Origin of the sequence: Paraglaciecola sp. (genome assembly GCF_051252315.1) — a bacterium.
Lineage (GTDB): Bacteria > Pseudomonadota > Gammaproteobacteria > Enterobacterales > Alteromonadaceae > Paraglaciecola.
Window position 1 is genome coordinate 1 of sequence record NZ_JBPOFP010000033.1, and the last position, 14,568, is coordinate 14,568.

11 protein-coding genes are annotated in these 14,568 nt (G+C 40.0%); 7 read left to right on the forward strand and 4 right to left on the reverse strand.

Annotation, left to right across the window (positions count from 1 at the left end; all coding sequences use genetic code 11):
• Positions 1–8 precede the first annotated feature (8 nt).
• Positions 9–167: a hypothetical protein gene (locus ACSHXM_RS08500; protein ID WP_435688357.1), complete on the forward strand. Its 159-nt coding sequence runs from the start codon at positions 9–11 to the stop codon at positions 165–167.
• Between the two features lie 57 nt (positions 168–224).
• Here the strand turns inward: ACSHXM_RS08500 and hslU are convergent, their stop codons facing one another.
• The 4 genes from hslU to priA all read right to left on the reverse strand — a co-directional run bounded on the left by hslU (position 225) and on the right by priA (position 5,154).
• Positions 225–1,556: an HslU--HslV peptidase ATPase subunit gene (gene hslU / locus ACSHXM_RS08505; RefSeq protein WP_435688326.1), complete on the reverse strand. Its 1,332-nt coding sequence runs from the start codon at positions 1,554–1,556 to the stop codon at positions 225–227.
• Positions 1,557–1,634: 78 nt separating this feature from the next.
• A complete protein-coding gene (gene hslV / locus ACSHXM_RS08510) occupies positions 1,635–2,159 on the reverse strand; it encodes an ATP-dependent protease subunit HslV (RefSeq protein ID WP_435688327.1) in 525 nt (174 codons plus the stop codon).
• A 174-nt stretch (positions 2,160–2,333) separates the two neighbouring features.
• Positions 2,334–2,858 (reverse strand): SPOR domain-containing protein, encoded by a 525-nt coding sequence (locus ACSHXM_RS08515; protein WP_435688328.1) that lies wholly within the window; start codon positions 2,856–2,858, stop codon positions 2,334–2,336.
• Positions 2,859–2,973: 115 nt separating this feature from the next.
• Complete coding sequence (priA, locus tag ACSHXM_RS08520) at positions 2,974–5,154, reverse strand: primosomal protein N' (protein WP_435688329.1); 2,181 nt, start codon at positions 5,152–5,154, stop codon at positions 2,974–2,976.
• Positions 5,155–5,351: 197 nt separating this feature from the next.
• On the opposite strand from priA, the gene rpmE reads away from it, so the two are divergent.
• The 6 genes from rpmE (at position 5,352) to tssM (ending at position 14,565) form a co-directional block, all read left to right on the forward strand.
• Positions 5,352–5,564: a 50S ribosomal protein L31 gene (gene rpmE / locus ACSHXM_RS08525; RefSeq protein WP_435688330.1), complete on the forward strand. Its 213-nt coding sequence runs from the start codon at positions 5,352–5,354 to the stop codon at positions 5,562–5,564.
• A gap of 688 nt (positions 5,565–6,252) precedes the next feature.
• Complete coding sequence (tagH, locus tag ACSHXM_RS08530) at positions 6,253–7,602, forward strand: type VI secretion system-associated FHA domain protein TagH (protein WP_435688331.1); 1,350 nt, start codon at positions 6,253–6,255, stop codon at positions 7,600–7,602.
• A gap of 105 nt (positions 7,603–7,707) precedes the next feature.
• A complete protein-coding gene (gene tssJ, locus ACSHXM_RS08535) occupies positions 7,708–8,211 on the forward strand; it encodes a type VI secretion system lipoprotein TssJ (RefSeq protein ID WP_435688332.1) in 504 nt (167 codons plus the stop codon).
• A gap of 42 nt (positions 8,212–8,253) precedes the next feature.
• Positions 8,254–9,576, forward strand: coding sequence for a type VI secretion system baseplate subunit TssK (gene tssK / locus ACSHXM_RS08540; protein WP_435688333.1), 1,323 nt, complete (start codon positions 8,254–8,256; stop codon positions 9,574–9,576).
• Between the two features lie 2 nt (positions 9,577–9,578).
• Entirely contained in the window at positions 9,579–10,952 is a 1,374-nt protein-coding gene (gene icmH, locus ACSHXM_RS08545; RefSeq protein ID WP_435688334.1) for a type IVB secretion system protein IcmH/DotU, read from the forward strand.
• A gap of 28 nt (positions 10,953–10,980) precedes the next feature.
• Positions 10,981–14,565, forward strand: a complete 3,585-nt coding sequence (gene tssM / locus ACSHXM_RS08550; RefSeq protein ID WP_435688335.1) for a type VI secretion system membrane subunit TssM — start codon at positions 10,981–10,983, stop codon at positions 14,563–14,565.
• Positions 14,566–14,568 lie beyond the last annotated feature (3 nt).

Consider the following 14,568-nt stretch of genomic DNA (forward strand, 5'->3'; position numbering starts at 1 on the left):
AAGCAATACTGCCTAATTCAAAATTGGCTGCTGTGTTGCAAATTCCTGATAACCAAGCATGTATTAAAGTCTCAAGAAAAATTAGTTCTAATAAAGGGATCGTGAGTTACGCTAGGCTATACCATGCTGGAAATAGATTTCAATTCGGAGATTTAATCGAGGGTTAATATTTGAAACAGCCGCTTATTTTTATTCTAAATAAGCGGCGTATGTTGAGGACTTTATTATAAAATAAAGCGACTCAAATCTTCATCTTCTACAAGCATGTCTAGATGGGAATTAACATACTCGGCGTTCACTTCTAACGTTTCTCCTGCCTTTTCAGAAGCGTCATATGAAATTTCTTCCATTAACTTTTCCATCACAGTGTGTAAACGTCTAGCGCCAATATTTTCTGTGCGTTCATTGACTTGCCAAGCAGCGTTTGCAATACGCTCAATACCATCTTGCGTAAAGCTCACTGACACCCCTTCGGTTTTGAGTAGCGCAACGTATTGTTCAGTTAAAGATGCATTTGGCTCAGTTAATATTCTGACAAAATCATGAGCGGTTAATGCTTCAAGTTCCACACGAATAGGTAAACGACCTTGTAATTCTGGGATCAAGTCAGAAGGTTTACTCATCTGGAAGGCGCCTGAAGCGACAAACAAAATATGATCAGTTTTTACCATGCCGTGTTTGGTTGATACTGTTGAACCCTCAACTAGTGGTAATAAGTCTCTTTGAACGCCTTCTCGAGAAACATCGCCACCACTTGTGTTGCCTTCGCGCTTACAGATTTTGTCGATTTCATCAATGAAGACAATGCCATTTTGTTCTAATGATTCTATAGCTGTGGCCTTTAAATCTTCTTGATTGACAAGTTTTGCTGCTTCTTCATCAACCAACAATTTAACAGCATCTTTTACTTTTAGCTTTTTCTTCTTCTTTTCTTTACCTGATAAGTTTTGAAACATACCTTGTAGCTGATTTGTCATTTCTTCCATACCAGGAGGAGCCATGATTTCCACACCTACTTGAGGTGCAGCTACATCTAATTCAATTTCTTTATCGTCTAGTTTACCTTCTCGTAATTTCTTACGAAAAATTTGTCTAGTCCCGCTGTCTTGAGCTTCTTCTTTCTCTCCAAAAGCGTTTTCTGGTGGAGGTAATAAAGCATCCAATATTCTTTCTTCTGCCGCTTCTTCCGCTCTAAATTTAACCTTGCTTGTGGCTTGTTCTTTAGTCATCTTTACGGCAATGTCGGCTAAGTCGCGAATAATCGTTTCGACTTCTTTTCCCACATAACCTACCTCAGTAAATTTAGTGGCTTCGACTTTGATGAAAGGTGCGTTGGCAAGCTTAGCTAAGCGGCGAGCGATTTCGGTTTTACCTACGCCTGTTGGACCTATCATCAATATATTTTTAGGTGTTACTTCTTGACGCAATTCAGGTTCCAGTTGCATTCTACGCCAGCGATTTCTAAGTGCTATAGAGACAGCTCTTTTGGCATCTTGTTGACCAATGATATGGCTATCTAATTCGTGGACGATTTCTCTGGGGGTCATTTCTGACATATTTAAACCTTTTGTTTGGATTGCCAACTTTCGTAAATGCATAGTTGAGTTGGCTTAATAATTTTTTGTAAACGAATGTTAGTAATCAATTGTCTCGATAGTTTGACTGTGATTAGTAAATACACAAATATCACCAGCAATTGTCAGACTTTTTTCGGCAATTTCTTGAGCGGTTAACTCAGTATTATCTAATAAAGCCATAGCGGCAGATTGAGCAAAGTTACCACCAGAACCAATGGCAATTAAATCGTTTTCTGGCTGAACAACGTCACCGTTTCCAGTGATGATAAAAGACGCGGTTTCATCTGCAACGGCTAATAATGCTTCTAACTTCCTTAACATGCGGTCAGTACGCCAGTCTTTGGCCATTTCTACCGCAGCTCGGGTGAGGTTACCTTGATGAATTTCTAATTTTGATTCAAACCGTTCGAAAAGAGTAAATGCATCTGCTGTGCCACCGGCAAATCCAGCCAATACCTTGTTATTGTATAATCGGCGAACTTTCTTGGCGTTACCTTTCATTACGGTATTGCCTAACGAAACTTGTCCGTCTCCGGCGATTACAACTTGATTATTACGACGTACAGATACGATAGTAGTCACTAAAATTCCTTAAATTAAGACTGGGCAGCTTAGCTGCCAACTAGAGCGCAATTAGTTGTAAAAAACAAAGCGAAGTGCGCGTTATGACCTAGATCTGGGGAGCAAAGTGCCGTTTTCAAGGTGTAGCCTAATTTCATCGAAAATTTAGTGAGGAGCTCTGTTCGCTCCTCCGTATTACAAATTCCAGTTCCAAATTTTACAGCCGTTAATTTTAGCTCTTTGTAAGGTATGGCGATCTTTTTCAGCTAAACGTTTGTTCTGGTATGGGCCCAAAATCACTCGGTACCAGCGGCCACTTTTGGTTCTTACCTGCGCTTCTAAACCTTGAAATGCTATTCGAGCTTTTAGCTCTTGAGCTTGTGATTCTTTTCTAAACGAGCCACATTGCATTAATCTTAAGATGACGGGTTGATCTTGCTGCTTGCTTTCAATTTCGACGGTGAACTCAGGCAAACTTTTGATAAACTCCCATTCCTCTTCAGGAATATCTGGTAATTCATCTGCGGCTTTTGCAGAGGTTTGTGTTTGCGCAATAATCGCCTGTTCTGGAGCATTTTCTTTAAGGCTCCATAGAAAATAGCTAAATCCAGCGACTAAACCGCAAGTAATGATTAAGCGTATCCATGGGATCGAACGACTAGGCGGGGGAGGCGCCTGTTTTTTACTTCGCCCTCGGGCTACATAATCTTTTTGGGCCATTGTAAAAAGACTTCCAGTTACTACAAAATTTTAAGACGACAATCTTACCTTGGCTAAGTCTCGAGTAAATAACTATTTGTATGGTTTTGAGTTGTCTTTACAAAAATTACCGAAATTAAGAAAAATCTTGAGGATCGATATCAAGAGACCAACGTACTTTATTGGCTAAAAACAAAGTTTCTATCTTGTTTACTTCTTGGCCAAGGGCATATTGCAATGCACTGCGTTGATTGGCTTGTAGTAATAATTGCATTCGATATTGGCCCTGACGTTTTTCCATTAATGCTGGAATAGGGCCCAAGCACCAAACGTCTTGGTATTGGCTGAACAAATCAGCGATGTTTTGTAAAAATGCATGTGCATCTTTGGCATAGAGTGCTTGAGCCTTAAACAAGGCTTGAAAGGTGTAAGGTGGCAACTGCGCAGTTTTGCGCTCTAATAGTGCGTATTTAGCAAAGTGAGCGTAGCCATTGTTGATTAGATCTTGTAACAAAGGGTGACCAGGATCATGTGTTTGTAACCACATTTCACCGGGCTTTTCGGCTCTCCCCGCTCTTCCTGAGAGTTGAGTAATGAGTTGTGCCAGGTTTTCAGCAGCGCGAAAATCGGCACTAAACAAGGCTCCGTCTATATCTAAAATCAGCACTAATGTGACATTAGGGAAATGATGGCCTTTAGATAATATTTGGGTACCAATTAATATTTGATGTTCATTATTATTGATACTGTTAAGCATCTTATCTAACTTACTTTTGCCTCTGGCACTATCACTATCAATTCGAATATTGCTGTAATTAGGAAAATATTTGGTTAAACCAAGTTCTAGTTGCTCAGTTCCCACACCCATGGCATTTAATTCATTTGAATGGCACTGGTTGCATTGCTGTGGAATAGATCTAGCGCAACCGCAATGATGGCATTGCAACTTATTTAATTGGCTGTGTAAGGTAAAAGGTTTATTACAACGTGTACATTGTTCTACATAGCCACATTGGTGGCACATTAGTGCTGGAGCATAACCCCGCCTGTTGATAAACAACATGACTTGGCTGCCTTGTTCTAAATGTTGTTGAATGCGATCTAACATGCCTTGAGCAATGCCAAACTGTAAAGGTTGTTGGCGGATATCAAAAACTTGTTGGCTTGCTACAGAGGCATTACCAGCGCGTTGTTGAAGTATCAAATGATGATATTTGCCCGATACTGCATTGTTTAGGGTTTCTAGTGCGGGTGTAGCAGTTCCCAGCACGAGAGGAATGTTTTCAGCATGAGCTCGTACAACGGCTAAATCTCTTGCATGGTATCTCAATCCATCTTGTTGTTTATAGGATGCATCATGCTCTTCATCTACAATCAATAAACCGGGATTTTTCATTGGGGTAAATATGGCCGAACGAGTTCCTATGATTATTCCTAGTTCCCCATTTTTACTTTTTTGCCAAACTTGTAACCTTTCATTATTGGTTAACCCAGAGTGCAAAATACCCACATCAATCCCAAACCTATATTTAAACCTGTGAACAGTTTGTGGGGTGAGGCCAATTTCAGGTACTAAAATTAGAACCTGTTTACCTTGTTTTAAAACGGGCTCAATGGCTTGTAAATACACCTCAGTTTTACCACTGCCGGTTATGCCATCCAATAAAAAACAAGCGTATTGTGCTTGTTTAGCTTCAATACTACTAATTGCTATTGCTTGTTCCACATTGGCTACGGGTTTGTCTTGTAAAACAATATTGTCCAGCCAACTGGTGTCATGAGCACTTACCACAGATACCTCTGTAATGTACTCTTTTTGGGATAACGCTTTAATTGCTGAGGCGCTAAAGTCACTTATTACCTTAGACTTAGTTAACTTTGTTTTACGTAAGTTTTCTAATATGACTTGTTGCTTAGGCGCGCGGGATAGGGTGCCCAAATCCAGCGATTCTCCCGAGTCAGTTAAAGTAAAGTAAACAGTTGGTTTGGCTTCGCTTGATTCGCCTTTTCTAAGAGCTACTGGCATAGCACTTTGAACAACGTCACCAATTGGGTGTTTATAATACTGTGCTAACCAGGTACAAAGTTTATGTTGTATGGCGTCAAATATTGGTTCATCGTCAATAATGTCTTGGATTTTTTTTAACTTGTTTTCATCCCAATCAGAGGTTTGATTGATTTCCCATACCACCCCAATCAGTTTACGAGGACCAAATGAAACGCTCACCCTAGCACCAATTTTAGGGATTTTATCATCCGCCAAATAATCGAATAGCCGGCGTTTAGGGATGGGAAGAGCAACACTAATTATTGACATCGGGTGAGGAAAAACCTGTTTATTAAGCTGAAATTGGAGTAAATGGCGATAAAAACAACAAAACTCTTGATCGCCCAAGCACCATACATTAATATGCGCGCCACTTTGCGGCAAGCCACAAAGCTTTTTAATTTAATTTTCGTATGGTGTTCAACTTCGGGTTGAATAGCGATGCGGCCTGACGAATAAGGTAACCCATGAAACAAGATATCCATCCTGATTATCAAGAAATGTCTGCAAGCTGTTCTTGCGGAAATGTAATCAAAGTACGTTCTACTTTGAAAAAAGACATCAACTTAGACGTATGTTCTTCTTGCCACCCTTTCTATACTGGTAAGCAACGTAACGTTGACACTGGTGGTCGTGTTGATAAATTTAACAAACGTTTTGCTGGTCTTTCTAAGAAGTAATTCGATTTGTAGTCTGAAAAGACATCAAAAAGGCGCTAATTCAGCGCCTTTTTTTGTGGGAAAAAATAACCTGGCCAAAGTTTGATTTATTGGTTTCATTATCAGTACTCGTCACGGCAAACTTGTATCTATAGTTTCATTTACTTGTTTTCCACTCAACGCTTTATCAATAAAAAAATATATAAGGCGAGATCAATCAAAGCTTGATGTTGGTTATTGAAAGGTATTTGTGAATACTCGCTTTAAATAGTGCGGTGTTGAATAATTTAAGAACAGAAAACGATATAGCCCAGTTATCGAAGTACTGACACTATCTAAAATAACCTTGAAAAATGAGGTGAAATGGAAAGTTTGTGTTACAAACCTTATTTGTGTTGGTTCTTTTATGCCTTAGGAAAATCTTTACAATTACTATAAAAATCGGGTATTTAACTTGTAATGTAAGTACGATTATATATGCTAACAATCATTGTTGAAATGCGATTATGAAAACCCTGCTGCCATTGATTAATCATTCTATATATGATGCAAACCGCATTTGATATTTTTAATTTCTGGAGAGACGAATAGTCTTCTTTAATGAAATAATGGGTTGTAAAACTGGGGCATAATTCTTTTCTTATTTTATCAGCTGGTATTTTTAATTGTCAGTTGATGTCTAATGTTTTAAATAGAATGGACAGTATTTGTGTTAACTCTGCAGATTAAAAGTTATCAAAAGGATGATAGCCATCAACCAGTAACTAAAATGTTAGATACTGGAAAACTCTCTATTGGTCGTGATCCTTCAAATGATTGGAGTTTGTCTGATCCTGACCGTATCTTGTCAAAAATGCATTGTATGTTTGAAGCTCAAGGAAGCAGTTACGTGCTGACAGATAGCAGCACTAATGGTGTTTTTGTCAATGCTTCTACTCAAGCTTTAGGTCGGGGTAACACTGTTGTTATTCAAAATGGTGATAGTATTCGATTTGGTGATTATGAAGTTGCTGTGGTAGTTGAAAATAATATTCAAGAGCAGGCGCCAATCCAAACCCCGATTCCAGAAATGGTAGCACCAGATGTTCCCCCTCCACCGCCTCCTATTTCTGTTGAGCCTGACAGTAGTGATTGGAAATCAATGCTTGAACCTAGCGCGCCGCCGGCCGCTATACCAGAGCCGCAAATAAATGAGCAAGCCGTGGATGTACCAGATTTTGCTCAATCTCACTATGATGCACCATCTGTCGGATTTAGCATTCCTGATGATTGGGGGAGTGATGATGTTAGTGATCCAATACCAGTACAAAATGAAGGCGTAACACCACAACAGGCTCAAGAGCCATTGGTGCCCGATATGATTGCACCAACACCAACACCAACACCAACACCAACACCAACACCGTCACCAGAATATCGAGCTGATCCACCACCAGTCGCTAACCCTTATCCACAGCAAGCTAGTTCAAGTAGTACTAATTTAATGCAGGCTTTCCTTAATGGGGCTGGTCTTGATCCTCAACTACAATTGTCGGTTGATGAAGAACAATTGATGACTGAACTCGGTGGTTTGTTTAAAAATATAACCTCAGGGTTAATTGGTGTATTGGCCGCTCGAGGTGATATTAAAAGTGAGTTTCGATTGGCTCAAACCATGATCAGACCTACTGAAAATAACCCACTAAAATTCTCGTTAAATGTAGAAGAAGCCATGTTGGCTCTTATTAATAAGCGAGGTCATGGCTATATGACTGCGGAAGCCGCATTTGGTGAAGCGTTTGATGATATTAGAGCACATCAGGTTGCTGTACTTAGCGGTATGCAAAGTGCGTTAAAAGGCATCTTACAGCGTTTCGATCCTAGCCAAATAGATCATGCGGGCAAACAAGCGGGTGGCATGAAAAAAATCCTTGGTGGACAAAAAAGTAAGTTTTGGGATGAGTTTGTTGTTTTGTATAACAATATTCAGTCTGAGGCAGAAGAAGATTTTCAGAGTCTATTTGGTAGAGAGTTTGCTAAAGCTTACGACCAACAAATCCAAAAACAAAAAGATAATTAGTAGAACAAGCATACACAGTGTTTAAAAGAGGCTATAACTAGCAAGTATTATAAAAAGCAGGCTGAAAGGCCTTTAATGAATTCGTTATTATAGGGTAATTAAAGAATGCATTTATTAACACAAAAAATATCCAAGTATTGGAAGTCGTTTAGCTTAGGTTTCTTTGCCATTTTGTTAGTGAGTTGCGGAGCAACAACTAGTGCGGTAAAAGACGTATTTACTGTTATAACCAATGCAGAATTTTCTGTGATAACTTCAGATAACGTTAACCCCGATTTGAACGGCCGACCTTCTCCAATCTTATTCAGAGTCTACGAATTAAAATCTAATTCGGCGTTTGTTAATGCTGACTTTTTTGCTTTGTACGATACAGGGGCTGGTGAATTGGCTGCTGATTATGTATCTCACAAGGATTGGTTATTACAACCAGGCGAAACCTTAAAGACTGATAATCAATTGTCTGAGCAAACTCGTTATCTGGGAGTTATGGCTGCTTACCGAGATATTAATAATTCGGTTTGGCGACGTGTTATTGAAATCACACCTGATGAAGATCTTAAGCTGAATATCACGTTAAGTAACAATGAATTGAAAATAACGACTAAGTAAAGTCTTGTTTGACCCCCCAATTGACAACCATGAGATTGCGTAATGGCGAGTAATGATAGAGTAGTTTGGAGCGAAGGAATGTTTCTTCGTCCACAACATTTTCAACAACAAGACCGTTTTTTTAATAGTCGGATTAATACTTCAAGCCAAGGCTTGCAAAGTTACCGTTGGGGATTTAGTAAACTTGAGATAGACCAAGATCTGCTTAAGGTTGGGAAGTTAGCCTTACGTAAATGTCAGGGAATATTACCTGATGGTTTAGCCTTTAACATTGAAGATAAAGACCTCATTTTGGATTTGCCAGAGGGTACAAGAGAGCAATTTTTATATCTTTGTTTGCCTGTGTCTAAGTCTAGTACTTGCGAGTTTAGTGAATCTGAAGAAGACCAGCATGTAAGATATAGAGTGTCGAGTTCAAATGTAAAAGACAACACGGACCAAGCTGGGGAGCTTGCGCAGTTGCAAATTGGTACTGCACGTTTTGTTCTCATGTTAGAAAATGAAGAATTGGATGCATATCAATCTTTAGCTGTTGCTAGAATCGTAGAGGTAGGAGCAGACCGCAACGTTTTGGTTGATCAGGATTTTATTCCTCCTTCTCTTGCTTGTAACGAACAACCACTCTTAAGAGGTATGTTAGTTGAAGTTGAAGGCATGTTGCATCAACGTGCGCAAAGCTTAGCTGGAAATGTTTCGGGAACCGGGAGAAGTAGTACTGAGATATCTGCATTTTTGTTATTGCAGGCCATTAATAGAATTGAGCCCCTAATCCATCATTTAGTCAGCTTACCAGACTTACATCCAGAAGTGCTTTACCAACATTTCATTCAAATCGCCGGTGAACTCTCTACATTTACAAGCAAAGAAAGACGCCCTCCAATATTTTCAGAATACAAACAAGATGCTTTGAAAGAAACATTTGCACCAGTGATCCATGCATTACGTTCTGCAATGAGCACAGTGTTAGAGCAAGCGGCAACACAAATCGACTTATCTTCTCCGAATCAATATGGTATTCGTACCGCTATGATTGGCAACAAAGAAATGCTTAAGAAAGCTATGTTTGTTCTTGCCGTTCGGTCTGATATGCCTGATGAAACGTTGCGCTCTAGTTTACCTGGCCATTTAAAAGTGGGCGCCGTCGAAAAAATTGCGCAATTAATTAATAAAGCTTTACCAGGAGTGGGTGTTAATGCCCTACCTGCCGCTCCAAGACAAATACCATTCCATGCAGATACCACTTATTTTCAATTTGATGTCAGCAGTGCTGCTTGGCAAGATATTTTGGCAACCGGCAATCTAGCGATGCATATCGCAGGGCAATACCCAGGACTTGATATGACCTTTTGGGCTGTGAGGCAATAACCATGAGTAATGATGATTTAGATAGAACGGTAATTATGCCCTCACCGGGCAGACGTCGAGATAAAGACGCAGGAGCAGCTAATCCAACTCCTGCTCCAATGAGTGCACCTCCTGTATACGCTCCTCAGTCAGCACCTAAACCGACAGAAAGTGAAGAGCTTTCTTTAAAAATGGTGGGTAGTTCTGGGCAAAATCATCTTATTAATTCAGCGGCAATGATTTTTTCACTCGCAAGACAATTACGGAATACCGCGCAACATAGTGATATTGATGGTTTGTTGGGTCATGTAACCGGGTTAATGAAACACTATGAAAAAAATTGCATAAACCAAGGTGTAGCGCCAGATGTAGCCTATGAGTCACGTTATATTTTATGTGCTTTTATCGATGAAATGGTACTTAATACACCTTGGGGACATGGCAGTGTCTGGAGTTTGCGGAGTTTGCTGAGTGCATTACATAATGATACTTCAGGGGGCGAAAAATTTTTCCAAATGTTGGCTCAAAAATCTGATTTTTCTTCGCAAAATTTGGACATGTTAGAGCTAATGCACATCTGTTTATGTTTAGGGTTCCAAGGTAAGTTTGCTGTTCAAGATAATGGAAGGGCTGCACTAGAAAAAATTACTCACGGACTGTATCGAACTATTCGTGAAATAAAACCAGAACCCGAGCCAGAACTATCGTTGCATTGGCAGGGCGTCTCTGATGGTCGCCCCGCAGTTGCTAAATTAATTCCATGGTGGGTAGTTGGTGCCGTGTTAAGTGGAATTTTGGTATTAAGTTACATGGGCTTTTTCTTCAGTTTAAATGACCAATCAGATAACGCATTTACTGAAATAGGCAAGTTAGGTAGAGAAGTGCCTCAAATGGTTAAATCTAGGCAGGATAAACCATTTAAACCTTTAGTCGATCCGGCCGTTTCGAGTGTCGATATTCCACAACTTAGTCGTAAGTTGAGTGACTTTTTAAGTGAGGAAATTTCTCGAAATAAAATTACTGTCGAGCCGCAAGATTTTGGTGTGAAAATTGTTATTCATAATAAAGGATTGTTTGGTTCGGGTAGCGCAACTGTTTCGTCGTCACATGTTGATATGTTGCGAAAATTAGCAAACGTGCTTTTAGGTTTACCGGGACCTTTTATCGTTTCTGGCCATTCGGACAGCCAGAAAATCAGAACGTTGCGTTTTCCTTCTAATTGGCATTTGTCAGATGAGAGAGCAAAAGCCATCGTGAAAGTATTAATCAATGCTGGTATGGATAAAGACAAATTGGTCGCACAAGGAAAGGCTGACTCTAATCCAGTAGCCTCTAATGAAACTGCCGAGGGCAGAGAAAAAAATCGACGTATCGAGTTATACGTCAAGTCTTACTAATTTAGCTGTTACGGGAACATAAAAAAACATGGCAATTTTGAAAAAAATATTTGGTTTTTTTACCAATCGCTGGTTTTTGTCAGTTTTGGGTATCGTCTGTTTGTGCCTGTTTATTTGGTACATAGGGCAGTTATTATCTTTTGGCAGCTGGATGCCATTAGGCGACCCTACGGTACGTATTATTTTTATTATTTTGGTTATTTTAACCTGGGCCGGAATCAATATTTATAAAGTCGTAAAACAGAAACGAACGAACCAAAATATCATCGATAACCTGACAGGAACGTCACCCAAAACTGACTATGCTCAATCTGCTTCTGAAGAAGAAGTTTCAGTACTACAAGACCGTTTTCAGCAAGCCTTACAGACCCTCAAAAAATTAAAGTTAGGCGGTAAAGGCAATCGTAAATACCTTTATCAACTGCCTTGGTATGTGATTATTGGACCACCTGGTGCAGGAAAAACCACTGCTTTACAAAACTCTGGATTAAATTTTCCATTACAAGAAGGGTTTGGCTCAGAACCAGTGAAAGGAGTGGGCGGCACACGTAACTGTGATTGGTGGTTTACCAATGAGGCGGTTATGTTAGATACCGCTGGCCGTTATACCACGCAAGACAGTGATGAACTGGTTGATCGCGAAGCGTGGACTGGATTTTTATCTTTATTAAAAAACTACCGAGGTCGTAGGCCTCTAGATGGTGTGATAGTAGCGTTTAGTATCACAGATTTAATTGGTCAAAGTGCAGAAACCAGAAAGTTACACGCATTAGCAGTACGCAAACGCTTAGGCGAGTTAAGTGAATCCCTCAAGGTTCAGGTTCCCGTTTATGTGGTATTTACTAAGATGGATCTATTGGAAGGGTTTAGCGCATTTTTTGACGACTTAGGTAAGAAAGAACGTGAACAGATTTGGGGAACAACCTTTTCTCTGGAAGTGTCAGATAAGGCAGACAAACTAGTAGAGACATTTGATGCCGAGTTTGACGCCTTAATTTCCCGCTTAGATGCAAAATTATTAGGACGTATTCAATCAGAACATGATGTCAATAGACGCGCGCTCTTACAAGGCTTCCCAGAACAAATTGCTTCCCTTAAAGGTGCTATGCACGATTTTGTAGGTGAAATATTTGCGCCTACACTTTATGAAGAAAAAAGTTTATTAAGAGGAGTGTATTTCTCTAGTGGTACCCAAGAAGGTACGCCAATTGATAGGCTAATAGGTACCGTCTCGCGTGCCTTTGGATTGAGCCAGCAAGCCATGCCTTCTTATAGCGGACCTGGACGTAGTTACTTTCTAACCAACTTATTGAAACATGTCATATTTAAAGAAGCAGGACTGGTTACGGAAACAGGGTTCTTTGCTAAACATCGCCCGGTAATTGAGCGTTTTGGTTATGCCGGTGCTGCGATAGTTACTGTGCTAATCATTCTGGGCTGGGTAACAAGTTATAATCGCAATCAAACGTACATTGCCGACGTTGAACAAAATATTTCCACTTATGAAAATGTCTCGCAAAACCTAGTTGATAGTGGCGGTGAAATCACTGAAATTTTACCTTACTTAAATATGCTCAGAAACATTCCTGGTGGTTACGTAGATCTTGAAAACAGTCCTCCATTATTAACTAGTTTAGGCCTTTATCAAGGTGACAAAATTGGTCCTGTGGCGATAGACGCCTATAAGCGGGCTCTGAATAATGTGTTGCTACCAAGAGTCATAAAAAGACTCGAAAAACAACTGGCTGATAATAACAGAAGTAATCGAGGTGAGTTTTTATATGCAGCACTAAAAGTTTACCTAATGGTAGGTCATCCAGGTCGATATGACCCTGAAGAAGTGTCTATATGGGTGACAACCGATTGGGCAAACCAATTACCAGGTACAGCGAATGATAAAGTGCGTAAAGAAGTTGTGGGTCATCTCCAAGCATTATTAGCTGACGAGATCCAACCTGTGCCACTTCAAGCCAATTTAGTAGAAAAAGTGCGTTTTACTTTGGCTAAACAAAGTTTAGCTCAACGAGTATACGGTGAAATAAAGAGAAGCGATTTAGCCCGCGGAATCAATGAGTGGCGTTTAGTTGATAAAATTGGTGTAGATGCGGCTCGATACTTCCGCTTTAAAAGTGGCGCACAGATAAGCAAAGGGGTATCTGGTTTATTTACCTTGGCAGGTTATAAAGATGTGTTCTTAGAACAAGGACCTGATTTAGCGAAAGAAGCTGCGAAAGAAACTTGGGTACTTAGAGAGTCGAATAGAGAGGATTTGTCTGAAGAGCAAACTGAAGCACTATTTAATGATGTCGCTAAATTGTACTTCGCAGAATATATTCGAGTTTGGAATGCCTATTTGAAAGACGTTGATATTGAAAAGTTTACTTCTTTTGCTGATGGCGCTCAAAAAGTTAAAGATTTATCTGCTGATATGTCACCCATTAGAAGTTTGCTTGTGCATGTTGGAAAGGAAACGTTACTGGCTTCCTCTTCAGCAGACTTAATTGGAGCCACAGACGAAACGAGTCGGGTTAGCGACATAAAAAGCAAAGTCTCAGCACTTTTAGATACGGCTTCAGACGTAGCCATCATCAGCGATAGTGAAGATCCCTCAGCTGTAGTTGACAGAAATTTTGCTCGCTTGCATGAAATTCTCAGAGAGCGTGATGAGGTCGCCGCGCCTATTAAAGCAACGCTTTCCAATTTAAATGAATTATTTATCGCACTGAGTACAGTGGAAGCAACTATAAATGCTGGTACGTTAGGGATGAATACCGCGGATGCTAATTCGTCAATGCAAGGTGTTATCAGGCGTATTCAGTTAGAAGCGAATAGGCAGCCAGAACCACTCAGGCAGTGGCTATATAGCTTAGTGCGTGAAAGTAATATGGTTTATGTTCGTGATTCTCGCATGCGCTTTAATCAAGTCTGGCAATCTTCAGTTGCTAGCTTTTGCAGGCAGGCTATCGACAGTCGTTACCCTATATCTCCAAATAGCCCAGACGACATCAGTTTAAGTGACTTTAGCCGCTACTTTGGGCCTAACGGTTTATTAGATGAGTTTTTCAAAAATTATCTAGTTGGATTTGTAGATACAACAGTTAAACCATGGAAATTGGTGAATAACGCAGGCGCTAGGTTAGAAATTCCAGCTGAAATCGTTGCTTATTTTGAAAGAGCTAGTGATATCCGTCGAACGTTCTTTAGCAGTGGTTCGGGACAACCTCTATTTACATTCCGAATTACACCAAGAGAATTGGACCGTGGAGCCAAACAAAGTTTAATTGAATTGGGTGACCAACGTTTGGTTTATCGTCATGGACCTACTCCTAATGTACAAATGGTATGGCCTCCCAACGGTGGTTTAGCCAGAGCTAGATTTTCAATTCAAGTCTTAAATTCTGACAATACTGGAAGCTTTAGTACTGACGGACCTTGGGCTTGGTTTAGGCTGATAGATAAAGGTGTTATTAACCGTAATTCTACACGTGATAGTTTTACAGTGACGTACAAAGAGAAAGGTTTAGTCGCCTCATACGATCTTCATGCAGGAAGTGTAATTAACCCATTTATGGATGACGAAATTCGTATGATGAGTTGCCCAGAATCCTTATAAAAA

What these genes read in the sequence shown, in the direction of transcription:
- hslU (WP_435688326.1), bottom strand. Translation starts at nt 1,556, where the DNA reads ATGTCAGAAATGACCCCCAGAGAAATCGTCCACGAATTAGATAGCCAT.
- ACSHXM_RS08515 (WP_435688328.1), bottom strand. Translation starts at nt 2,858, where the DNA reads ATGGCCCAAAAAGATTATGTAGCCCGAGGGCGAAGTAAAAAACAGGCG.
- priA (WP_435688329.1), bottom strand. Translation starts at nt 5,154, where the DNA reads ATGTCAATAATTAGTGTTGCTCTTCCCATCCCTAAACGCCGGCTATTC.
- rpmE (WP_435688330.1), top strand. Translation starts at nt 5,352, where the DNA reads ATGAAACAAGATATCCATCCTGATTATCAAGAAATGTCTGCAAGCTGT.
- tssJ (WP_435688332.1), top strand. Translation starts at nt 7,708, where the DNA reads ATGCATTTATTAACACAAAAAATATCCAAGTATTGGAAGTCGTTTAGC.
- tssK (WP_435688333.1), top strand. Translation starts at nt 8,254, where the DNA reads ATGGCGAGTAATGATAGAGTAGTTTGGAGCGAAGGAATGTTTCTTCGT.
- icmH (WP_435688334.1), top strand. Translation starts at nt 9,579, where the DNA reads ATGAGTAATGATGATTTAGATAGAACGGTAATTATGCCCTCACCGGGC.
- tssM (WP_435688335.1), top strand. Translation starts at nt 10,981, where the DNA reads ATGGCAATTTTGAAAAAAATATTTGGTTTTTTTACCAATCGCTGGTTT.